This window comes from Chryseotalea sanaruensis, assembly GCF_003990915.1.
GTDB lineage: Bacteria > Bacteroidota > Bacteroidia > Cytophagales > Cyclobacteriaceae > Chryseotalea > Chryseotalea sanaruensis.
On the sequence record NZ_BHXQ01000004.1, the window covers coordinates 355,939 to 379,823 of the forward strand.

The 23,885-nt window shown below is 38.7% G+C and carries 22 protein-coding genes; 17 read left to right on the top strand and 5 right to left on the bottom strand.

The window, feature by feature from the left end:
- Positions 1-160: 160 nt before the first annotated feature.
- Complete coding sequence (locus SanaruYs_RS20110) at positions 161-313, top strand: hypothetical protein (RefSeq protein WP_160118652.1); 153 nt, start codon at positions 161-163, stop codon at positions 311-313.
- On the opposite strand, the gene mce is transcribed toward SanaruYs_RS20110, so the two are convergent.
- Positions 303-710, bottom strand: coding sequence for a methylmalonyl-CoA epimerase (mce, locus tag SanaruYs_RS12290; RefSeq protein WP_127122858.1), 408 nt, complete (start codon positions 708-710; stop codon positions 303-305). The genes SanaruYs_RS20110 and mce overlap by 11 nt on opposite strands.
- A 73-nt stretch (positions 711-783) precedes the next feature.
- On the opposite strand from mce, the gene SanaruYs_RS12295 reads away from it, so the two are divergent.
- Both SanaruYs_RS12295 and SanaruYs_RS12300 read left to right on the top strand, forming a co-directional pair.
- A complete protein-coding gene (locus SanaruYs_RS12295) occupies positions 784-1,194 on the top strand; it encodes a hypothetical protein (RefSeq protein WP_246011905.1) in 411 nt (136 codons plus the stop codon).
- Positions 1,195-1,251: 57 nt separating this feature from the next.
- On the top strand, positions 1,252-1,578 hold the full coding sequence (locus tag SanaruYs_RS12300) for a HesB/IscA family protein (RefSeq protein ID WP_127122859.1): 327 nt from the start codon (positions 1,252-1,254) through the stop codon (positions 1,576-1,578).
- Positions 1,579-1,587: 9 nt separating this feature from the next.
- Here SanaruYs_RS12300 and SanaruYs_RS12305 read toward each other — a convergent pair whose 3' ends face one another.
- The 3 genes from SanaruYs_RS12305 to SanaruYs_RS12315 form a co-directional block, all read right to left on the bottom strand.
- The gene (locus tag SanaruYs_RS12305) at positions 1,588-2,004 is read right to left on the bottom strand and encodes a RidA family protein (protein ID WP_127122860.1); all 417 of its coding nucleotides are present in this window, start codon (positions 2,002-2,004) and stop codon (positions 1,588-1,590) included.
- Between the two features lie 39 nt (positions 2,005-2,043).
- The gene (locus SanaruYs_RS12310) at positions 2,044-3,336 is read right to left on the bottom strand and encodes an aminopeptidase P family protein (protein ID WP_127122861.1); all 1,293 of its coding nucleotides are present in this window, start codon (positions 3,334-3,336) and stop codon (positions 2,044-2,046) included.
- Between the two features lie 178 nt (positions 3,337-3,514).
- Positions 3,515-3,973 carry a DUF4199 family protein gene (locus tag SanaruYs_RS12315; RefSeq protein WP_127122862.1) on the bottom strand — a complete coding sequence of 153 codons (459 nt, stop codon included), beginning with the start codon at positions 3,971-3,973 and terminating at the stop codon, positions 3,515-3,517.
- 109 nt (positions 3,974-4,082) lie between these two features.
- On the opposite strand from SanaruYs_RS12315, the gene SanaruYs_RS12320 reads away from it, so the two are divergent.
- Together SanaruYs_RS12320 and SanaruYs_RS12325 are read left to right on the top strand one after the other, a co-directional pair.
- Positions 4,083-4,697, top strand: coding sequence for an SRPBCC family protein (locus tag SanaruYs_RS12320; protein ID WP_127122863.1), 615 nt, complete (start codon positions 4,083-4,085; stop codon positions 4,695-4,697).
- Between the two features lie 123 nt (positions 4,698-4,820).
- Positions 4,821-7,211 (top strand): S9 family peptidase, encoded by a 2,391-nt coding sequence (locus SanaruYs_RS12325; protein WP_127122864.1) that lies wholly within the window; start codon positions 4,821-4,823, stop codon positions 7,209-7,211.
- A gap of 106 nt (positions 7,212-7,317) precedes the next feature.
- Here SanaruYs_RS12325 and SanaruYs_RS12330 read toward each other — a convergent pair whose 3' ends face one another.
- Positions 7,318-8,148, bottom strand: coding sequence for a thioredoxin family protein (locus SanaruYs_RS12330; RefSeq protein WP_127122865.1), 831 nt, complete (start codon positions 8,146-8,148; stop codon positions 7,318-7,320).
- A gap of 147 nt (positions 8,149-8,295) precedes the next feature.
- Here SanaruYs_RS12330 and SanaruYs_RS12335 point away from each other — a divergent pair, with 147 nt between their 5' ends.
- The 12 genes from SanaruYs_RS12335 to SanaruYs_RS12390 all read left to right on the top strand — a co-directional run bounded on the left by SanaruYs_RS12335 (position 8,296) and on the right by SanaruYs_RS12390 (position 23,874).
- On the top strand, positions 8,296-9,513 hold the full coding sequence (locus SanaruYs_RS12335) for a hypothetical protein (protein ID WP_127122866.1): 1,218 nt from the start codon (positions 8,296-8,298) through the stop codon (positions 9,511-9,513).
- 5 nt (positions 9,514-9,518) lie between these two features.
- Positions 9,519-10,193 carry a response regulator transcription factor gene (locus SanaruYs_RS12340; RefSeq protein ID WP_127122867.1) on the top strand — a complete coding sequence of 225 codons (675 nt, stop codon included), beginning with the start codon at positions 9,519-9,521 and terminating at the stop codon, positions 10,191-10,193.
- Positions 10,190-11,503, top strand: coding sequence for a HAMP domain-containing sensor histidine kinase (locus tag SanaruYs_RS12345; RefSeq protein ID WP_127122868.1), 1,314 nt, complete (start codon positions 10,190-10,192; stop codon positions 11,501-11,503). The genes SanaruYs_RS12340 and SanaruYs_RS12345 overlap by 4 nt, the downstream gene beginning before the upstream one ends.
- Positions 11,504-11,576: 73 nt before the next feature.
- A complete protein-coding gene (gene lepA, locus SanaruYs_RS12350; protein WP_127122869.1) occupies positions 11,577-13,361 on the top strand; it encodes a translation elongation factor 4 in 1,785 nt (594 codons plus the stop codon).
- 105 nt (positions 13,362-13,466) lie between these two features.
- Positions 13,467-14,354, top strand: coding sequence for a bifunctional 5,10-methylenetetrahydrofolate dehydrogenase/5,10-methenyltetrahydrofolate cyclohydrolase (locus SanaruYs_RS12355; RefSeq protein WP_127122870.1), 888 nt, complete (start codon positions 13,467-13,469; stop codon positions 14,352-14,354).
- 73 nt (positions 14,355-14,427) lie between these two features.
- Positions 14,428-15,009, top strand: a complete 582-nt coding sequence (locus tag SanaruYs_RS12360) for a 7-carboxy-7-deazaguanine synthase QueE (RefSeq protein ID WP_127122871.1) — start codon at positions 14,428-14,430, stop codon at positions 15,007-15,009.
- Between the two features lie 22 nt (positions 15,010-15,031).
- Positions 15,032-16,003 carry an aminodeoxychorismate synthase component I gene (locus SanaruYs_RS12365; protein WP_127122872.1) on the top strand — a complete coding sequence of 324 codons (972 nt, stop codon included), beginning with the start codon at positions 15,032-15,034 and terminating at the stop codon, positions 16,001-16,003.
- Complete coding sequence (locus tag SanaruYs_RS12370) at positions 15,987-16,583, top strand: aminotransferase class IV (RefSeq protein ID WP_127122873.1); 597 nt, start codon at positions 15,987-15,989, stop codon at positions 16,581-16,583. Before SanaruYs_RS12365 ends, SanaruYs_RS12370 begins: the two co-directional genes overlap by 17 nt.
- Positions 16,584-16,591: 8 nt before the next feature.
- The gene (locus SanaruYs_RS12375) at positions 16,592-18,520 is read left to right on the top strand and encodes an OmpA family protein (protein ID WP_127122874.1); all 1,929 of its coding nucleotides are present in this window, start codon (positions 16,592-16,594) and stop codon (positions 18,518-18,520) included.
- Between the two features lie 118 nt (positions 18,521-18,638).
- Positions 18,639-21,650, top strand: coding sequence for a SusC/RagA family TonB-linked outer membrane protein (locus tag SanaruYs_RS12380; protein WP_127122875.1), 3,012 nt, complete (start codon positions 18,639-18,641; stop codon positions 21,648-21,650).
- A gap of 18 nt (positions 21,651-21,668) precedes the next feature.
- A complete protein-coding gene (locus SanaruYs_RS12385) occupies positions 21,669-23,090 on the top strand; it encodes a RagB/SusD family nutrient uptake outer membrane protein (protein WP_127122876.1) in 1,422 nt (473 codons plus the stop codon).
- Between the two features lie 88 nt (positions 23,091-23,178).
- Positions 23,179-23,874: a hypothetical protein gene (locus SanaruYs_RS12390; protein ID WP_127122877.1), complete on the top strand. Its 696-nt coding sequence runs from the start codon at positions 23,179-23,181 to the stop codon at positions 23,872-23,874.
- Positions 23,875-23,885 lie beyond the last annotated feature (11 nt).

The window sequence follows — 23,885 nt, forward strand, 5'->3', positions numbered from 1 at the left end:
AAGACAGTTCGCCACGCAAAATTAAGAAACTAAAGTCTATTAGAGGCATAGTCCATTTAACACAAGTATATAACCAGTAATAAATTTGTGGTTAATAACCTGCTCATGGTTAGGTAAAGACACTGGACCATGAATTATAACAAGACAAAAAGTGAAGGATATGAAAAAGCTGCTGGTAATTTGTTTGCTGTTAATTTCGATGTTGAGTGCTTGTGGCCCCAAACCATACTACGAAACACGCACAGGAAAAAAGAAACTAAAGTACTACAACGATGTCTTTTACGGCAGACAGAAACAAGGTGCTACTCCTTAGACTTCTCCTGGCAGAGTTCTACCAATACCCCTTGCGTTGATTTAGGGTGAAGGAAGGCAATGCGCTTGTTGTCAGCGCCAGCTTTTGGCTGCAGATTAATCAACTCAAATCCATTATCGCGATACTGGTTTAGCGTTTTGTCAATCTCCAGTACTTCAAAAGCCAGGTGGTGTATGCCTTCGCCTTTTTTCTCAATAAACTTGGCAATGGGCGAATCTGGTCTGGTGGCCTCCAGCAATTCTATCTTAACACCACCAACTTCAAAAAAAGAAGTTCGGACCCCTTCGGATTCAACTTCCTCGATTTTATAGTGTTTTCGGCCTAATAAGCGGGCAAACAAGGCATTGGCTTCCTCCAGATTTTTTACAGCTATGCCGATATGCTCAAGTTTTTCCATAATTGTTAATTTTGTACGTAAGAACCGAAACTTTTTAGGTTAAGGTCAAGTTTTTGAATAGAAATTAGCCAACATGATAGAAACAGCCAGTGAGATGCACGTAGAATCTGCCCGCATCCAGCAAGAAATTAAGAGTTATCTGGGGGTGCGTACGGCTGACCTTGTTTTTGAATTTTCAGTGCAAGAAGGGAAAACCAAGCTTGACTTGATCACAATCAACCCGAAACACAATCAAGCATTTCTTTTCCATAGCCAAACTGGTGTTGATAAACTGGACGCGTTAAAAAAAATGCTGCTGTATGTTAAGGACTATAAAGAAAAGGAGCTTTCTTACACAATACAATGGGTAGCTAAAGGTGACAAAGAATTGCACACCTCTTATTTCAGGGCTAGCAATGTAATGGATGCATTACAGAAATTATATTACGGAAGAGACATGAACACGCTGACTGTTTTTAGCGTGGTGTTAAATCCGGTCTCCTAAAGAATTACAAATCTCAAATTCCAAATTTGGAATGTTGAATTTTAAAAATGTTGAATTATGATTAGCGTAACGGATAAGGCAAAAGAGAGAATAACAGCACTTCGTAATGAAGAAGGGAGAAACGAAGCACACAACATTCGCGTGTCTGTAAAAGGAGGAGGCTGTTCAGGCTTAATGTATGATTTAGGTTTTGATGATAGCATTAACCCAGCCGATCAGGTGTTTGAAGACAAAGGCGTTAAAATTTTAGTTGATAAAAAAAGCCTCCTGTACTTACTTGGCACAACCCTCGATTTTACAGACGGACTAAATGGAAAAGGTTTTCAGTTCATAAACCCAAATGCTTCACGCACCTGTGGATGCGGAGAAAGTTTTTCAGTATAGAATTTCAAATTAATCTATAGTCGCAATACACTTCAACTCAATGGCTATTGGGGTAGGCAAACAATTTATTTCTACTGTTGTGCGGCAGGGTAAATTGTCTTTAAAGTATTCAGCGTAAATTTTATTGTAGGTGACGAAGTCATCTTTCATGTTGGTAAGAAAAACCGTAACGTCCACCAGATTTTCCCAACGCGAGCCCGAAGCTTCTAAAATGTAGCGCACATTTTGAAAAACAGAATGGCATTGCTCCTCAATATTGTAAGCAACAATGTTTTTGTTTTCATCTAAGGTTACACCTGGAATTTCCTTCGATCCTTTTTTACGCGGACCCACACCTGATAAGAAAAGCAGATTGCCTACTTTTCTGGCGTGGGGATACAGTCCAACAGGTTCGGGTGCTTTATCAGAGTTTAGTATACTGCTCATGGGTTCATCTTCAAATTTTCAAATCACCGAATCTTCAAATCAATTCATCAAGTCCTCAATCTCCTCCGCTTCAATCGGAATATTTTTCATTAAGTCCTTTAAGCCGGTTTTAGTAATCACCACATTATTCTCTATGCGAATACCCAAGCCTTCTTCTTTAATGTATATGCCAGGTTCTACTGTCCAAACTTGCCCTACCTGCATTTTGTGATACATATTCCCCACATCATGAACATCCAAACCAAGCTGGTGGCCGGTACCATGCATAAAGTATTTTGCAAACAGGGGTTTATCTGGATGCTGATTTTTTACATCTGTTTTGTCAATCAATTTTAACTTGATAAGCTCTGCTTCTGTAATCTTCTGTACTTCTTTATGATAATCAAAGTAGACAACTCCGGCTTTTAGTATTTTCATGGCCTCGCGTTGAACGCGTAGCACAGCATTGTAAACTTCCTTTTGTCTTTTAGTAAACTTTCCATTTACAGGAATGGTGCGTGTCATGTCAGCATTATAGTTGGCATACTCTGCACCTACATCTAACAAAAGTATATCCCCATCTTTACATACTTTGCTGTTGTCGATGTAATGCAATACACAGGAATCAGCCCCTGAAGCAATAATGGGTTCGTAAGCAAAGCCCCTGGAGCGCTGGCGAATAAATTCATGGATGAATTCAGCTTCTACTTCATATTCAGCAATGCCAGGCTTTACAAATTTCAGTATTCTTCTAAAAGCTGCTTCAGTTATATTGCAGGCCTTTTGCATGGCCTCAATTTCGTGTATAGATTTAATGCTGCGAAGGTGGTGCATAATCGGAGCAAGACGCTCATAATTATGTAATGGGTATTTCTCCATGCACCATTTTACAAAACGCATCTCTCTTGTTTCCACCACAACATCAGCGCGGTAGTGATCGTTGGTATTGAGATAGGCATTTTGTGTGTCGCCCATCACCATCATAGTATTTAAGAGTTTATAGAATTCTGAAGTCCATAAAACGGTTTCAATACCCGATGCAGCACGGGCTTCCTCTTTAGTGTATTTATGCCCTTCCCAAGTGGCAATGGTTTCGTTGGTTTCACGAATGAGTAAAACCTCACGGTATTTTTTATCGGGGAACCCCGGGCACAGCACCAATATAGTTTCTTCCTGGTCTATTCCTGTTAAGTAAAAAAGATCGCTATTTTGACGAAAGCGCATTGACCCATCGCTATTGGTAGGTTGTATATCATTGGCATTTACCACCACAATAGACTGTTCCTTAAGTTCTTTTATTAATCTTTTGCGGTTGTTAATAAATAGCTCCTTGCTGATTGCCTCGTAACGCATGTTAGAATAGTTAAGGCCGGCAAGATAATGAAAACAAAAAAGAGGCAACCTAAAAACATAAACTCTCGCGGGATTTATTCCAATACCCTTAAATTTTGGCGGGTATATCTCCGTAAATCGGAGATGCCAAGAATTTATGCTTGCTAAGGATTGCCTCTTTAACAAGTCAGTGATTAAATCAGGATGTTACATTATCCACTTCGGTGCTGATGTAGTTGATAAGTACAAAAGTTACAAGTAGCCCAGAGAATACACCTTCCAAAACCACAATAAAAGAAGCGATATAAGGATTCATGTATCGCCCCATAGGTTCGTTTTCGATAATCCACTCCATGAATCCCACATCGATATAAAGGAAGAAAAAGAGAAAGGCACCGAAAATAAAGGAACCAATGGCTGCTGTAGCCACTCCGGTTGCCAATGCTCTAAAGTAATGAATAGAGGCACCGTGAGTTGCTTTAAATTTCTTTAATGCAAAGTAAATACCGCCTGCTAAAATGAAAAGGTTGAGAAGTCGCAACTCCACTACATGGCCGAAGCCTAAAACAAACATGAGTACAAAAAAGCCAATCAGACCCGCGGCAATGCGTAATCCGTAGCTCTCTGGAATGCGATTTGGATTTGAAAAAAAGCTCATAGATTATTGAGGTTAGTTTATGAAATATTCAAATTAATATTCAGATAATCAATGTTTTAAAAGCACTAATCTTTTATTACATTAGAGGTCTAACCAATCCCCTTTAACCATGAAAATTTTAAAAATAATAGGCATTGCTATCCTTTCATTGCTGCTAATAGCCGTGATAGCAGTCTCAGTTATGTCGCCAAGTGCGCATATGGAACGGAGCATTGTTGTTAACGCACCTCCGGCAGCAGTCTTTCAGCAGTTAGCATCTTTCGAAAATTTCAACAAATGGTCGCCCTGGGCGAAAATGGATCCTGAAGCAAAGCAAGTGATTGAAGGACCTGAAGTAGGCATTGGTGCTAAAATGAGTTGGGATGGCCCTGAAACAGGGAAGGGATCCCAATGGACAGTTGAATACGAAGAAAATAAGCGTGTAAAAAATGCTATGGCCTTTGACGGCATGGAAGGTCAGATATTTGCAGAGTTTGTTTTAGAAGAGGTGCCCGAAGGAACTAAAGTAGTTTGGACTTATGACAGTGATGTAAGTGAAACAGGTTATGGCAACGCATCAATGACAAAGCTTTTCAATGCTTTTGTTTTAGAAGGAATGCTTGGTAAGCAATATGAAGAAGGTTTGGCCTCATTGAAACAGATAGTGGAAAGTACTCCCACACCTGAGCCAGCACTAACTGAAGAAGTTCCTGCAGTTGAAGAAGAAGACACGAATAACGAATAGCACTTAATCGCATAACGGCCTTTGATTTTACCGAACAGTGAAATCATAAACCGTTAGTAAAAACAAAAGCCCTGCAAGAACAGGGCTTTTTACTTTTAGTAAACTAATGTCAACCAACATAAAATGAAAAAAATAATCTACCTTATTTTGTTTGCAGTGATATCCTTTGCACAAGCTCAGGATAACACAGCTTATCAAAGACCGCCCGATGCGCTAGCGCAATTATTAGAGGCACCATTAACGCCCGCTGTTACTTTTTCTCCAGATAAAAAATGGATGGTATTATTGGATCGTTCAGATTATCCAACCATAGAAGAATTGTCACGACCTGAACTTCGGTTGGCTGGATTACGCATTGATCCGGGCAACAACGGCCAAAGCCGTCAGCGTTACCTAATCGGCATTAAGTTTAAAAACCTTAGCGATAAAAAAGAATACGAGGTTAAAGCATTGCCTTCACCTCTTTTAATGTCATCACCATCTTTTTCTCCTGACGGAAAAAAGATGGCTTTCTTGCAAAATAGTGCAGATCGCATTGAACTATGGATGATTGACCTGAGTACTTTCACTGCGAGTAAACTAAGTGAGAAACGTGTCAATGCCATTTTTGGGAATGCTTACAGCTGGTTGTCAGATTCACAACATATTGTATTCACAGCTGTGCCCGATGGAAGAAAAGCACTTACAGAAAAATCAAGAGTGCCGGCAGGACCAACTATTGAAGAGAACCTTGGTAAGAAAGCACCAAACAGAACGTATCAGGATTTGTTGAAAAATACTTATGATGAAACTGCATTTGATTATTATGCAACCTCTCAAATAGTTTTAAAAAATATTACTGGTGCAGAGACTTTGCTTGGCCAACCTGCGGTCTACACATCGGTTAATCCTTCACCTGATGGCAACTATTTACTAACCAGAAATCTTCATAAGCCTTACTCGTATATCGTTCCCTTCAGTCGTTTTCCGCAGCAGGTAAATGTTATCGATAAACAAGGAAGTTTAGTGAAGGCTATTGTTGATCTTCCGTTGGTTGATAATTTGCCTACAGGTTTTAACTCAGTGGCTACTGGACCACGTGCACACAACTGGCGAAGCGATGTTCCTGCAACTTTATATTGGGCTGAAGCACAGGATGGTGGCGATCCTAAAGCCAAAGCTGATATTCGAGATAAAGTTTTTGAGCAGGCAGCACCTTTTACCAATACACCTAATGAATTGATCAAGCTAACGCTTCGTTATGGTGGTATTACCTGGGGTAATGCCAATACGGCATGGGTATACGAAAACTGGTGGGCTGACCGCAAAACAAGAACACATCAACTTAACCCGAGTACCAAAGCTGTTAAATTAATTGAAGATCGTTCTAACGAAGATGTGTACACCGATCCGGGCAATGTAATGACAGAGTGGAATAGCTATGGCAGGTCAGTAATGATGATTCGTGAAAATGCAATTTGGTTATCTGGCGATGGTTCATCTCCCGAAGGTGACATGCCCTTTCTTGATAAAATGGAACTTACATCTGGTAAAAAAACAAGATTGTGGAGATGTATTGCACCTTACTATGAAAGCGTAAGTACAGTGTTGGATCCAAAGAAAAATATTTTCATTACTTCACGCGAATCTCTGACAGAAAATCCTAATTACTATATACGTTCAGGTAAGACCGTAACACAGCTTACTACTTTTGCGCATCCTTACCCTTCAATTAAGGAGGTTAAGAAACAAGTACTAAAGTATAAGCGTGATGATGGAGTTGATCTTACCGCCAACTTATACCTTCCTGCCAATTATAAAAAGGAAGATGGTCCGTTGCCAACTTTCTTATGGGCTTATCCGGCAGAGTTTAAATCGTCTGCCAATGCAGGTCAGGTGAAGGGTTCCCCTTACACTTTCCCACGTATTGGTTGGGGTAGTGCTATTTACTGGGTGTCGCGGGGTTATGCTATTTTAGACAATGCTTCTATTCCAATTATCGGTGAAGGCGATAAAGAACCTAACGATACTTACATCAAGCAATTAGTGGCGAGTGCAAAAGCGGCTATTGATTATGGTGCTTCATTGGGCGTAGTAGACCCGAACCGAGTTGCAGCAGGTGGGCATTCTTATGGTGCTTTTATGACAGGTAATTTATTGGCGCACTCTGATTTATTTAAAGCCGGTATTGCACGTAGTGGCGCGTACAACAGAACGTTAACACCTTTTGGTTTTCAGGCAGAAGAGAGAACCTATTGGGAAGCGCCACAAGTGTATTTCGACATGAGCCCTTTCTCATTTGCAGATAAAATTAAAGAACCCATTTTATTGATTCATGGTGAAGCGGATAACAACTCAGGCACCTTCCCTGTGCAAACAGAACGCTTTTACAATGCATTGAAAGGGCATGGCGCTACAGCGCGATTTGTGCTATTGCCTTACGAAAGTCATGGCTACCAGGCAAAAGAAAGTTTGTTGCATATGTTATGGGAAATGGATACTTGGTTAGAGAAGTATGTGAAGAATGCAAAATAGGAGTAAAAGGAATTTTTAAGATTAATTAAGTTAGAATTTGTTTAACAAAAAAGGCTGTCTCATTTTTGAGGCAGCCTTTTTTATAATAAAAATTTATTATTGATTCTTAGTCTACTAATTTCGCGAAACGCTCACCTTCAGGCTTAGACTTTAACGATGCAAGTGTTGCATCATAAGCAACCTTATCACCAATGTCCTTATAAGCGCATAGAAGAACAAAATTTAAAAGTGGTTCATTAGGGGTGCTTTCATATTTACTTTTTTCCTCAGTAAGACTTGAAATTACTTTTTTAGATTTGCCTCTTATTACACTATTTAACGATGACCAAAGTTTAATCTCATTTAATTCAACTTCGTTAGCGGTTTTTTTAGTAGCTTTTTTAAGAAATTTATCGCTCTCCTGAAGGAATGAAAATTTTAGAGAAGTATACTTAACAGCCTTGCTCAAATCCTGATAGGCAAGCGCAATATTGATAGTTTGCGTATAGCTAAGTTCCTGTTTTTCATCTAAATCTATTTTACTATTCAATGCAGAAGCATCTGCGGGTATGTTTTCAATAAAATTCATTAAATCAGTTTTTGAACTGTAACCCACGTAACTGTGTATAACTTCTCCCTTATAATCCATAAGAATTAAATTGGGGATTGAACGTATGTTGTATTTAGAGGCCAGTGCTCTTTCATTATCGATGTCTATCTTTAACGGAACAAAGTTTTGTTTTATTTTTTGCGCTTCTGCTGTACTCCATACTTCTGCATCCATTTTTTTACATGGTCCACACCAAGTAGCCCAGAAATCAACGAGAATAAGTTTATTGCCGGCTTTGGCTACTGTCTGAGCGAGCTCAAAATCGTTTAACCAGCCACCTTGTGAGTGACCATCAAGCACAAGTAGACAACAAATAATAATTGAATACAACGAGAGTTTTGTTTTCATATAAGTTAAAGTTTAATAATTAAAATTAATCATAAAAATGAAAGATGAAAAATTCAAAATCCTTATTAAGAAAACTTAATCTACACTTAAGTAAGTTTTTAGGTGGGTTGCTTAATGTTGTAGTGTAAACCAACACATAGTTTAAACATGAAACAGTTTAAAATTCACCTAACGCTTATTTTTTCTGCCATGTACCTATGTACTTCAGCGCAGGTTAAATGGGAGCCGCGCGAATTTGAAGGTAAATTACTTTCCTATGAAGTGGGCTATTCTTTTGCCTATGAGCATATACGTGTTGAGATTAATGGCAAAGAAAGCCGCTTTCACTTCTATCCCCAATATGGTCAATTCATGCTTAACGACTTTAAAGTTGGTAGCACCTTAAAGTTTAAAGCCCTGATACGATTGGATATTATAGAAGATGATGTGACGCATAGGAAACAGAGTGATGCCTATTATTGGTTTTTCAACAAACAGACCATTCAGGAAATTTGGTGGAAAGGAGAATGGAAAAAGTTCATCGAAAGTAATGAAAAGCCCAAAAAAGTTACTTCCACGGTTTTTTTGGAAGAAACAATTCAAAGTTTTTATGTTAGAGATGAGTTTAGATCAGCTGTAAAGCTTGATAATGGAAATGTAGCTTTTCTCGGTTTGATCGGGAGATTTTTTAATCCATTTAAATATTATAACGTCAACGATAAGTTTTCATTTGTTGGGGAGGAGATAGTGAGGGGTGATGGATACGCTTATCCACTTTCCTTTACTGAATTATTTTATGCTTATGAAATTGTAAAAAGTGAGGGAATGTTAAAGTCATATCTTTTTAAACAGAATCACGTTTGTATTGGAGTCAAGTTTAGCAGTGCAAAAGGTGATTTTGCAGTCTCATTTCCAGCCACCCATGCGGCAAAAGTCCAAAAATTTCTCAAGCCCGAAGAGCCCCTAATAATTTATCATAGTGCAGAAAGAGGAAAGGGCCAACCAGATGATAGTATGGCTCCCGAATTGCATGCCATTATACAAGGCAAGGATACTTTATACATTGAAGAGCGTGGTTTTTTTGGTGGTGCAGATGGGAAACATGATCATCAATGGGTGTATCTTGAAGGCAAGATCAAAGAAATTGTGAGGTCGGATAGGGGAAGCATTATTAACTTTATTGTTGATAATGAATTTTATATAGAATTTGATAGCCGTTTTGAAAAGCAGATTGGTTCATTATTGAAGCGTGGACTACCAATTAAAATCTCAGGTGAAGAGAGGATTAAAAAAAATGGTGAAGTGTATAAGAAGAACTATCGTATTGTTTCGCCTTATAAAATAGAGATTGGTGACAAAACATATTTATTAAACCAGTTGCCTTAAATATTATGTTAAAAATTCTATTGATAGAAGATGAGCCACGACTCAATGAACATCTGCGAAATGGTTTAGTTCAGCAGGGGTATTTGGTAGATGTTGCTTTTAATGGTAGTGAGGGTTTGGAAATGGCATCCGTAAACCAATACGATTTAGTAGTGCTTGACGTAATGCTGCCGGGTCAAAGTGGTTTTGAAGTGTTGGATAATCTCAAAAGGTTTAATGTTCAGGTTCCTGTAATTATCATCAGCGCGTTAAATAATTCAGAACGTGTAATTGAAGGACTTGATAAGGGAGCTATCGATTATATTAAAAAACCCTTCGACTTCGGTGAGTTTTTGGCACGCATCCGTGCTGTTACGCGCAAACCGGGAAGTCGTAATTACACCTATTACCGAGTTGGCGATTTGGAGATGGACTTAATTAGTCGAAAAGTGATGCTTCAGAAAAATGAGTTGATGCTCACCAAGCGCGAGTTCATGTTGCTTGAGCTACTTTTAATTAATTGCAATAGGGTTTTATCAAAAACTGAAATTGCTGAGAAAGTTTGGGAGGTAAACTTCGATATGAGTAGTAATGTTATCGAAGTTCATCTATCGCAACTCAGGAAAAAGTTGGCGGACACAATTATTCGCACCAAAGTGGGTATGGGTTATTATATTGAAGGAGAATTGATTCGACAATGACTTTGAACTTCTTTAAAAGCATTAGAGCAAAAACCGCCATCCTCTTCTTTCTGGTTTTTCTAATTGTGATTTTGCCGGTGCATTGGCTTGTGTACAAGAAAGTCGAAGCTGCTTTAGTAGAGACAAATAAAAGAGAGCTTAATGTTGAAGCAGAAAAGTTGTTAGGTCAGGTCCGACTTGATCCAATCACTATTCCAATTCCTGCGGAAGGCTTTGTTATGAAGCTACAGTTTCAGAAATCAATTCAGTTTGAAACGATATTTAGCTCTCCCGATTTTCCAGAATTGGACATGCTGGAGTTTTGGCAAGACATCACCTACACCGATACTCTTGAAATTGTAAATGTGCGCAGAGCACTCGAGCAGCAAGATGCTAGTCTTATATTGTCACTTGGTCGAAGTGGAACAGTATTCCAAGAACAACTCAACTCACTTCAGTTTTATTTATTTGCGGCTATAATTATGGCCATCGCTTCAGCTGGCGTTCTGGTGTATTTTGTTTCAGGCTGGATTTTAAAACCCATAAAGAAAATTGCATTGGCTTCTTCTTTTGTTAATTCATCTAAAGACATTAACCTGATTCCATTACCACAAACAAACGATGAGAGCAGGCTGCTAGCTGAATCAATCAATAGTATGTTAGAACGCATTCGCCAGTCGGCCAACGCACAAACAAATTTCTTTGCCTCAGCGGCACATGAGTTGAGAACGCCACTTGCTGTGATGAAAGCCGAATTAACCATAGCAAATAGCGAAGCCGCACCAACTCGAATAAATTCTTTATTGCAAGAGGTGGAGCGTTTAGAGCGTGTCATCCATGACTTCCTTCTTATTAGTGAGCTTAAGGCGGAGGTGTTGAGTATCAGAAAATCAAAAGAAGGTTTAGATGAGTTGATTTACGCTTCATTAAAAAAGATCAAATATACCAGCGATGCTTACAAAACGCTTGTTCAACTAATGATTGATGATGGTGTGGAAAACTTTGAGGTTAATGTAGATGCCGATAAGATGGAAACCATCATAGTAAATCTGGTAGAAAACGCTATTAAATATTCCCCGCGTCATTCAACAGTTGTTCTCCGACTCACTAAAGAAGGGGATGACATTTTGATTGAAGTCAGTAATCCCATCAGTAACCCCATTCCAGATCCAACAGTTTTTCTTCAGGAATTCAACAAATCAGGTGAACTCAGTTCTGGTTTAGGCATGGGGCTTTGGATTTGCGATCAGATTGTAAAACTCCATGGTTTTACGTTGGCACTAAAGAGTAATGGACTAGAATTTAAGGCCATACTACACATAAAAATATAAGCCAGACAAAATCGTCTGAAAAGCCCTTCTTTAGCTATTTTTGCAGTCCGAAAAATCGTTTTTGAAGGGAGCAATGGAAAACATCCGCAATTTCTGCATAATAGCCCATATTGACCACGGTAAAAGCACTTTAGCTGACCGTTTATTAGAGTTTACAGGGACAGTCACAGACCGTGAAATGCAGGCACAAGTGCTTGATAACATGGACTTGGAACGTGAAAAAGGTATTACAATCAAGTCGCACGCTATCCAAATGAACTATAAACTGGATGGTAAAGACTATGTCCTAAACCTGATTGACACCCCTGGTCACGTTGACTTTTCTTATGAAGTGTCTCGTTCAATAGCGGCCTGCGAGGGAGCGCTTTTAATCGTTGATGCTAGTCAGGGCATTGAAGCCCAAACAATTTCCAACTTATACCTGGCCCTAGAAAATGACCTGGAGATTATTCCGGTGTTAAACAAAATCGATCTTCCACATGCCATGCCCGAAGAAGTAACGGATGAAATTGTGGAAATGATTGGTTGTAAACGCGAAGACGTGATCCACGCCAGTGGTAAAGAAGGTATTGGTATTGAAGATATACTTAAAGCAGTGGTTCATCGTATTAAAGCACCAAAGGGAGATCCTAAGGCGCCATTGCAAGCAATGATTTTCGACTCTGTTTTCAATTCATTCAGAGGTATTGAAGTTATTTTCCGTGTGGTGAATGGCACGATTAGGAAGGGAGAAAAAGTAAAGTTTGTAAGCACAGGGCAAGAGTATGGTGCCGATGAGATCGGTATCCTAAGACTTAATCAACAACCTTGCAACGAAATCAGTGCAGGTAATGTAGGTTACTTAATATCAGGTATAAAAGTAGCCAAGGAAGTTCATGTAGGGGATACTATCACCAATGCGATAAATCCGGGAGCATCATTGGGTGGCTTTCAGGAAGTAAAACCAATGGTGTTTGCCGGTATCTATCCCGTTGATACAACAGAGTTTGAAGAACTGCGTGCTTCTATGGAGAAGTTGCAGTTGAATGATGCATCTCTTGTTTGGGAATTAGAAACTTCAGCCGCACTTGGCTTTGGTTTCCGTTGTGGATTTTTGGGTATGCTCCACATGGAGATTATTCAAGAGCGTTTAGAGCGCGAATTTAACATGACGGTAATTACTACCGTTCCGTCTGTACAATTCAAGGCTTACTTAACCGATGGTACGCAAGTTGATATCAATGCTCCATCAGAAATGCCTGATCCTACTAAAATGGATTACATTGAAGAGCCATACATCAAAGCACAGATAATTAGTAAAGCAGAATACATTGGGGCTATCATTGGCTTGTGTATGGATAAGCGTGGTATTATCCTTAATCAAAACTACCTGACAACAGATCGTGTAGAAATGAGTTTTGAAATGCCTCTATCAGAGATTGTATTTGATTTCTTTGATAAGCTTAAGTCAATCTCCCGCGGTTATGCTTCATTAGATTATCACCTAATAGGTTTCCGCGAATCAGACATGGTAAAACTTGATATCATGTTAAATGGCGAAAAGGTAGATGCGCTAAGTGCTATTGTTCACCGCGGCAAATCACAAGAGTGGGGGAGAAAGCTTTGCGAGAAATTGAAAGAATTGATCCCTCGTCAGATGTTTGAGATTGCTATTCAAGCTGCGATTGGACAAAAAATTGTGTCTCGTGAAAACATTAGTGCTATTCGTAAAAACGTAATTGCAAAATGTTACGGTGGTGATATTTCCCGAAAACGTAAATTGTTAGAAAAGCAGAAGAAGGGTAAGAAGCGTATGCGCCAGATTGGTACGGTAGAGGTGCCACAAGAAGCTTTTATGGCGATTTTGAAGATTGAGTAACGTTAATTCCCAACCTTCACCTCGGTCTGTGTCCTCACAGGCCGAAATACAATCCTTGTAGTTGGGGAAAGGAAAAAATAGTAAGCTCTTAAAAAGTTGTAGCCAATGACAGAAACAACAACATACACACTAATCGATGGTCGTAAAATCTCTTCCGATATAAAGAATGAGATTTTGAAGAAGGTTGCTGAACGTAAAGCTCAGAATAAAAAAGTGCCACATCTTGCTATCATTTTAGTTGGCGATGATGGTGCCAGCCAAACCTATGTAGATCATAAAGTAAAAGCCTGTAAGGCAGTTGGGTTTCACTACACTATGATGCGCTTCGCAGATACGATAAGCGAAGAAAAATTAATGAAGCACATCGACCATGTTAACAACGATGACGATGTTGATGGTTTTATTGTTCAGTTACCACTTCCGGCACATATTTCAGTTGAAAAAATAACTGAAAAGATTCGTTCCGATAAAGATGTGGATGGTTTTACCAATCACAATTTTGGCAGCATAGTTTCTAAAAATCCTTTAATCATGCCTGCCACACCTTTTGGTGTAATGGAGTTATTACGCAGATACAATATTGAAACAGAAGGAAAACATGCCGTTGTAGTTGGCGCTAGTCGTTTAACAGGCGCACCGCTTAGTATGATGCTAACAGAGCAAGGCCATGCAACAGTTACGATTTGTCATAAATACACAAAGGACATTAACACATATACACGCAGTGCCGATATTTTGATAACAGCTGTGGGTAAACCGGGTTTGATAACAGCAGATATGGTAAAAGAAGGTGCTGTTGTTATTGACATAGGTACAACACGTGTTGAAGGGCCTCAGTTTAAAAATGGATTTGCCTTAAAGGGCGATGTTGATTTTAAAGCTGTAGCAGCAAAGGCTTCCTATATAACACCAGTACCTGGTGGTGTTGGTCCCATGACTATCGCGTCATTGTTGCTAAATACACTACGTGCAACCGAAAACAGAAATCCTTAATTAATTTCAAATTTGAAGTTTCAAATTTCTATTGAGTATTAAAATTCCGATATCGACAACCGAACTTCCCTTAATGGAAGACTTCTACACCATACAAGGTGAAGGATTCTATCAAGGTCATGCTGCCTATTTTATTCGCCTGGGTGGTTGCGATGTGGGTTGTGTATGGTGTGATGTTAAAGAATCATGGGATGCTGAAGCTCATCCACAAGTTTCTGTTAAAGAAATAGCAAAGCGTGCCGCAAAAAGTGGCAGTAAAATAGCAGTTGTAACCGGTGGCGAACCTGTGATGTATGAGCTTACACCATTAACAGAGGCACTACGGGCAGAAGGCCTGCTTACAAATATTGAAACATCTGGTGCTTATCCGCTTACAGGCTATTGGGATTGGGTGTGTTTTTCTCCTAAAAAATTCAAAGCGCCTCATCCTTCTATTTACGCGAATGCAGATGAGCTGAAAGTAGTCATTTACAACAAGACAGATTTTTTCTGGGCAGAGGAACATGCAGCTTTGGTTAGGCAAGGTTGTCAGTTATTCTTACAACCAGAGTGGTCTAAAGAAAAAGAAATGCTACCGCTAATTATTGAGTATGTGAAGTCAAACCCTCAATGGCAGGTTTCACTACAAGTCCATAAGTACATGAACATTCCATAAGACTGCCTTGCAGATTTGGATCATGACACCACAACATTTTATCGATCAAGTAAACGAATGGGGCGCAGCGCATACTCCATTTTTTTTTATGATTGATTTTGAGATGAAGCGCCCCCATGCATTCAAACTCAGTGAATTGGATGAAAGTGAGATAAAAGTTACATTTCCTGAATATTCAAACAGTAAGACTTCGGAACTACAGGTTGAAGAATTGCATCTAAAAACCAACCCAATTAGCCTGGATGAATACAATGAAAAATTTCAAGTTGTAGCTAATCACTTGACTTATGGCGATTCATTTCTGACTAACCTTACCATTAAAACAGCGATTGAAACTAAGCTAAGTCTTGAGGAAATTTATAATTTAGCATCAGCACCATACAAACTTTGGTACAAAAATAAGTTAGTGGTGTACTCCCCAGAATCATTTGTGAAGATTAGAGATGGTAAAATATTTTCTTATCCGATGAAGGGAACAATTGATGCTTCTGTTGAAAATGCTGAACAAAAAATTTTAGCTGATGGAAAAGAATTCGCGGAGCATGTTACTATTGTGGATTTGATTCGTAATGATCTTAGTATAGTTGCTGATAATGTTGAAGTGAAGCGATTTCGTTTTATTGATAGAATTAAGACACAAGAGAGAATTTTGTTGCAGGTAAGCTCTGAAATTACGGGCGATCTGCCACTCGGTTATTCAGATAGATTAGGTAGCTTGATATGGCGTTTACTCCCGGCAGGCTCAATTAGTGGAGCACCCAAGAAAAAAACAGTAGAGATAATTGAGCAAGCAGAAGGTGAACATAGAGGTTTTTACACTGGAGTAATGGGTTTCTTTGACGGCACGAATCTTGATAGTGCAGTAATGATTCGCTGCATTGAAGCAAACGATGGAAAACTCTTCTACAGAAGTGGAGGAGGCATTACAACACAAAGTGATTGCGAACAAGAGTATAAAGAAGCCTTAGCTAAAATTTATGTCCCTGTTATTTGAAAGCATACGGGTAGAGGATGGTAAATTTCAGAACCTGGTTTACCACGAGCAACGGATGAAACGTTCTTTGCATGCACTCTATGGAATAGATGAGCCCTTTGATTTAGAAGAGGAGTTAAGCAATATTCCATTAGAAGCAAATGGTTTATTTAAATGTAAACTTATTTATGATGATTTAAGCAGAACAATAGAACTGACTGAATATAAACCTCGCGAAGTTAAAAGTTTAAAAATTGTAGAACACAATCGTATCAATTACGAATTTAAGTATAGCGACCGAAAATTACTTGATCATCTTTTTACACTTCGCGATGCATGCGATGATGTGCTAATCTTAAAAAGAGGTATGGTTACAGATACCTCGTACGCAAACATTGCTTTTAAAAGGGAGAATAAATGGTATACACCTTGGCAGCCTTTATTGAAGGGTACAATGCGTCAACAATTACTTGAGTTTGAAAAAATTCAGGAGGAGGAAATTTCACGAAATGATATAAAAGACTTTGAAGCCTGTAAAATCTTTAATGCTATGCTACGTTTTGATAGTGAAGAGATTGCTATCGATAATATTGTTTTTTAGATTTACACATGCGTTGCTTACTCATTTTTTTTGTTTTTTTAATTAGCCTTACTCAGCTAAATGCACAACCTGCTCTTCATACAAAATCGAAGAAGGCAATAGAATTTTACAATACAGCAGATAATTTCCGGGTGCGTGGTCAGTACAAGCAAGCTATTGAAATGCTAGAGCAGGCTATTGAAAAAGACAAAAATTTTATTGAGGCCTATTTTCGTCTTGGACAAACTTTTAAATCATTCAAGCAGTACCCCAAATCAATTCAGTATTTTGAGAAAGGAATGGCTATTGAAAAGGACGAGCGTCTTAACAGAGCTTTTTGGTATGAGTTAGGCGAAGCCTATTTTCTTTCTGGAAATTATGAAGATGCTGCAACATTGTTGACTCAATATATCCAAGCAGAAGTACCTTCTTTTCAGAACAAGGCCCGCTTCGATAATGCAAGAAAAATTATCGATAACGCAGAATACGCAAAGAAGAATCAACAGCTGGCAAAAGATTTCAAGCAGCAGGCGCTTAGCGATACAGTTAATTGTTTCGTAATGCAATATTTTCCCGTACTCACTGCGGATCAGCAAATGCTTATTTATACAAGGAGAGAAGGTAATAGTAATACAGACGATGAAGATATTGTTATATCAAAAAAAGATGAGCGAGGCAGATGGCTTGCGCCTGTTTCCATTTCAGCAAATATTAATTCAGGATTAAATGAAGGCACCAGTGCCATTTCAGCGGATGGAAGAAAACTAATATTCACTTCTTGTGTTGGTCGCGATGGCTGGGGTAGTTGTGACCTATATGAAAGCAATAAAGTTGGAGAGCAATGGTCTGAACCCAAAAACCTTGGGCAAATGGTAAACTCTTCTGATTGGGAGTCTCAACCAAGTTTATCAGCAGATGGTCGCACACTATATTTTGTTTCAGACAGAAAAGGAGGAGTGGGCAGGAGAGATATTTGGATAAGTACACTTGACGCAAAGGGTAATTGGACCAAGGCAAGAAATTTGGGTAAAGAAATTAACACGGTATATGATGAGATATCACCCTTCATCCACGTAAACAATTCAACGTTTTATTTTGCGACCAACGGACTCACCGGTTTTGGCGGTTACGATATACACTATTCAGAAAGAAGCACTGGCGGTAAGTGGTCAGCTCCGGTTAATATGGGGGCACCTATTAATAATCATGAAGATCAGTTCTCACTATTTATTACTGCCGATGGAGAGAAAGCATTTTATTCTCACGAGTCTTTGGGAGAAAATGGTCAGTCCTTCAGCAAATTGTATGAAGTAGTAGTACCGGAACCTCAACGTCCGCGGCAAACAAATTTTGTTAAAGGCATTATAACAGATAAGGAAAGTGGTAAACCATTACTAGCTTCAGTAGAACTCATTAATATAGATAAGGATACGCTTGAGGCTTTTACCACATCGGATTCCATTAGTGGAGCCTACTTAATGGTGTTGGCAAAAGGTGCCAATTACGCACTCTATATTAATAGAAAGGATTATTTGTTCAAGAGTTTAAGTTTTGATTTTATCAATGAACAATCAATAGAACCGATTATCATAAATATAGCATTGGAAAAAGTGAAAGCCGGCTCGATAACAGTTCTCAACAATATCTTCTTTGAGTTTGACAAGTACGACCTCACCCCCAACTCCCTTCCCGAGCTGGATAAGGTAGTGAGATTCTTACTTAATGACACAAAAGCATCAATCGAAATAGGAGGTCATACGGACGCAACCGGCAGCGATGGGTACAATCGGCAACTGTCAGAGAGGCGCGCCAGCACAGTTGCCGCCTATTTGATAAAAAAAGGAATCCCCCAAAAGAGGGTATTTTACAAAGGATATGGCTCCTCCAATCCAATAGCCCCAAATTCCACCGAAATGGGGCAAAAACTCAATAGAAGGATAGAATTCAGGGTTTTATAATCTTTTATTCGGTATTTTAATATTTTCTCTATACCATATTTTGTTTTAAATGGTTATGGCGCTTGAACGTTTTGTTATATTTTTGAGCTTTACATAATCTAAACTTAAAACTAAATCTATGAGGAGAGTTTTACTATTGCTTACTGCTTCTCTTGTGTTGGTCACTTCGGCCTTTGCACAAGAGCGGACAGTTACGGGTAAGGTTACATCTGCCGAAGACGGCAGTTCTTTACCAGGGGTAAACGTGGTGTTAAAGGGAACCACCGCTGGTACCGTTACAGATGTTGACGGTAATTACAAGATTTCTGTGCCTGCAGAGGGCGGAACCTTGGTTTTTTCATTTATTGGTCTTACTACCTCTGAAATTGGTGTAGGAACAAGATCTACTATTGATGTTCAAATGGCAGCTGACATTACTCAGCTTTCTGAAATTGTTGTAACTGGTTATTCTGCAGTTAAAAAGAGCAATCTAACCTCAGCAATTACTACTGTTAAAGGTGAGGGGATCCAATCCCAACCAATTGGTGGTATAGACAACCTGCTGCAAGGTAAAAGCCCTGGTGTTATTGTAACAAACCAGAATGGTCAGCCAGGTGCACAAGCTTATATTCGTATCAGAGGTATCGGATCAGTTAACGCTTCAAACGAACCATTATTCATTATTGATGGTAACCAGATGGAAGCTTCTGAGTACAATGCAATTAACCCTAACGATATTGAAGAAATTTCGATTCTTAAAGATGCTGCTTCAACTTCTATCTACGGAGCCAGAGCATCAAATGGTGTTGTATTGGTAACTACAAAGCGTGGCTCAAAACAAACAAAACCACAAATTACCTACAGATACCAATATGGTACTAAAGAAAGAATCAAAGACAACTTCGATTTGATGAATAAGGAGCAAAAGCTTCAATACGAATTAGAAGTAGGTTACAAAACTCAGGCTCAGGTTGATGCGTTGAGATCAAGCCTTGCAGCACCTGAAACTGATTGGTCTGAAGTACTGTTAAGAAAAGGTACTGTACAACAGCATGACCTGTCTTTCTCTGGTAATACAGATAAGTCAAGATATTTCTTCTCTTTTGGTACTTACAATGAAGAAGGTATTGTAATAAGCTCTGACTTTAATCGCCTTACTGGTCGTATTAATGCTGAGTTTGATGTAACTAAAAAATTAACAATTGGTAACACACTGACTGTAAGTAATACTACTTCTAAAGACGTTCGCGACAGAAACAATGTTCAAAATCCTTTCAATGCAGTTTACTCATATCTGCCATGGGAGCCTGAGTTTGTCTTAAATCCTGCAACCGGTGATCCTATTCTGGATTCTAATGGCGATCCTGTGTACAACCTGACACGTCAGGGCTTTAGTATTTCAGAGGCTTTGAAAAACAATCCTGAAAATTTGAGAACACTTAATACAATTGGTAGCTATTTTATTCAGTATAAACCAATGGATGGACTGACCTTAAAATCTACTATAGGTGCTAATTATCAGGTTTACAGAAGAGACTATTATGTACAACCAGGTTCTGTGTTAGATGGTTACGTGGGTGATCCATTAGCTCCTGGTAGCAAAACAGATAATGGACATGACAGATTTCAATATAACTGGACAAATACAGCCAACTATAACTTTAAAGTAGCTGATTTGCACAACATTGATGTATTAGTCGGAACTGAATTTATCAAGAGAGATTTGCAATCATTCACTTTATCAAGCAAAGGTTTCCCATCTAAGAAGTTTGTTACACAGAACAATGCGTCAGCAATTGTTTCTGGAAACACAGCAAGAACACAGTGGTCCTTGTGGTCTCAATTCGGTCAGGTTTCTTATAACATGAACGAAAAGTACTTTGCAACAGCCAGTTTGAGAAGAGACGGTTCCTCAAGATTTGGTGCGGATAACAAGTTCGGTACATTTTGGTCAGCTAGTGCTGGTTGGAATGCCCATGAAGAATCTTTCTTATCGGGCATTGACCTAATTGAGCAATTAAAGCTAAGAGCATCAGTAGGTACCAGCGGTAACGTTCCTGATCAGTTTTATGCAGCGGTAGGACTTTTTGGTTTTGGTGGTTATAATAATCAAAATACATCAGTCCCAACTCAGCTTGAAAACAGAGACCTTAAGTGGGAATCAAACTTTAACTATGGAGTAGGTATTGACTTCGGTATTTTGGATAACAAACTTTCTGGTGCCATCGATTACTACTCCAGAAATACTTCAGATCTGTTGTTTAACAGACCAATATCAAGGACTACTGGTTTTAATTCGAGACTTGAAAACATCGGTGAAATACAAAACACTGGTATTGAATTGGAATTGTCTTATGATTTGATCAGAGCAACTAATTTTAACCTTACACTGAATGGTTCGTTCTCTACTAACTCTAACAAGGTATTGAACTTACAAAATGGTGGTGAGGATATCATTAACGGTAATTCTGGAATTTCAGTTTTAAGAGAAGGTGAAAAACTAAACTCTTACTATTTAGTAAGATATGCTGGTGTTGATGCAGCAAATGGAGATCCTTTATATTTAACAGGTGAAGGACAGGTTACCAATGTTTGGAATGGTGATGACGCAGTGCTTTTGAAAGATAAGAGCCCGCTACCTACTTATTTCGGAAACTTTGGTATTAATGCTGACTACAAAGGCATTAGATTAACCACAACATTCTACTATCAAGGAGGTAACTACATATATAATTACCAAAATGAAGCCGTCATGATGGCAGATGGTGGTTCAAGCGGAAGAGGAAATCAACGTGTTGATGCTTTAAATTTCTGGAAGAACCCTGGAGATGTTGGTGTACTGCCAAGACCTGCAGTAACTAATGTAATTAATGATTCAGATCGTTATCTTCAAAAAGGTGATTTCATAAGATTAAGAAACGTTCAGTTAAGTTACTCTCTCCCTTCAACACTGGTGAGAAAAGCTAAGCTTCAAGCCGTTGAGGTTTATGTTCAGGCAACAAACTTGTGGACATACAATCCTCACTTTTCTGGAGATCCAGAGGTGGGTAGAGGTTCTGATGAATCAAACCTTACATTGTTGGGTGAGTTTACCTTGTTTACATACCCCAATACAAAGGGTTTGACTTGTGGTGTTAACATTAAATTATAATCAGCCAAACTCATTCTTATGAAAAAATACTTATTATCCATACTTCTGCTGGCCGGTGCACTCACCGCCTGTGAAGACGAATTACAGCTAGATCCATTCAATTCAATTGGTGTAGAAAATGCATTTGTAACCAACGATGATTTCAGCAATGCAATCCGTGGTGTCTATGCCAGCTTAAGAAATGGTAACTACTATGGTGGTAATTTTTATCTGATACCAGATGTAATTTCAGATAATACCATAATCTGTTCGCAGGGAAGAAACTCTTTCCAGGATTATTTCTTTTTTAACTACAATGGAAATATTGCTTTGGTAGGTTTTTGGTCTGCAGGTTATAATACCATTCTGCGTGCTAACCACGTTCTTGAAAACATCAATAAATTACCTGATGGAGATTTCAAGAATAACATTGAAGGACAGGCACTTGCACTAAGAGCGTTAGCTCATTTCGACTTAGCACGTGTTTATTCTGCTGCTCCTCAATTTGCTGCTGCGTCTGATTTAGGTATTCCGTATGTTACTACAACATCATCATCAGAAAAACCTTCCAGACCAAGCGTGGCTGATACTTTTACTAACATCGAGCAAGATTTAATTGCAGCAGTGCCGCTTATTGCAAGTGAAAGTGATCCTGGTTTCCTTAATAAAGCTGGTGTATACGCTTTACAATCACGTTTATATCTCTATATCGGAGACTATCAGGCAACAATTGATGCAGCTGATGATGCAATTGCAGAAGGCATTACTGTTGCTCCGATAGCTTCATTTGCTGATATCTGGACTGATGAAACTGAGGATGATGTCATTTTTAAAGCAAGAAATACAGACAATGATCGTGTAACTGTAGGCGTGGTATATAATCAGACAGGCCCTACGGGGGTTCGTTCAGAATATGTTCCTGACTATTCACTTTATCAACTTTACGGTGTAAATGATGTTAGACGTGATGCCTATTTTTCAACAAGTGCATTCGGAGGATTTAATTTTAACCATATTGTTAAGTGGTATCAGCGTCCTGGTAGTAACCAAGCTGTTGTTGATATGAAAATATTACGAGCAGCTGAAGTTTATCTGAATAAAGCTGAAGCGCATGCTGCTTTGGATCAAGATGGTGCGGCTTTAACAGCTTTAAACATGGTACGTACTAACCGTTACACCGGCTTTGTTGATCCTGCTGAAACGGGTAATGCATTAGATGCAGCTGTTGCACTTGAAAGGAGATTGGAGTTAGCGTTTGAAGGACATAGATTGTTTGACTTAAAGCGTCAGAATCTTCCCATAACAAGATCAGCGTTTGGTGATTATTCAGATGGTACAGGTGTTTCTATCCCGGCAGAGTCAAGAACTCTTCCTGCATCATCTCCTATGTTTCAAATGCCAATTCCTCAGGAAGAGCTAAATGCAAATGAGAATTTGCAACCCAACCCTTCTAATGGATAAGGCTAACTAAACTATTTTATTTAAAAAGGATTTGGTATATAGTTATATATCAAATCCTTTTTTTTTACTACCATTTACATCAAAACAAATGAAACACTTTCTTTTAATTGTTCTTCTTACCCCCTTTTTTTCGTTTTCGCAAGGCCTAAGCCATGCTGATACTAAAATCAGTGATCTGTTAACTATTAAGAATAACTTAACTGCACAAAGTGGAGGTGCCCCTGCCTACGATGGCTATCCCTATAATGATGAGTCTTTTATTGAGGCTACATTGGTGCTAAACAATGAGAAAGCAATTACCGATGTTCCAGTAAGAATTAATCTCTACAACAATACTGTTGAGTACAGAGATAAAAAGCAAATATTTATGGTAGCTGAAGTAAGTACTATAAAAGAAATAAGATTTGATGATAAGGTGTATGTGAATACACTCTATACAGATGAAGGTGAAGTGCACTCAGGTTTTTTTGTTAAGAGTCTTGAGGGCAACCCGTTTACAGTATTGCAAAAAGAGGTCGTGGTTTTTGAAGAGGCTGTAAGAGCTACCAATAGTTACTCAGAATCTAAAAATGCGAGATTTGTAAAGAAGAAAGATAAGATCTACATTAAACAGCTTGATAAACCTGCACAACTGTTAAAATCGAAAGACGATCTGTATTACATTTTCAAAGATTATGCTAGGCTTAACGAAGTACTTAAAAAAAATAAGATAAAGCTTAACAAAGTTGATGAAGTTATAAACCTGGTGTCAATAATCAATGCTGATTTGGGTGAATCAAAGTAAAGGAGTGTTTT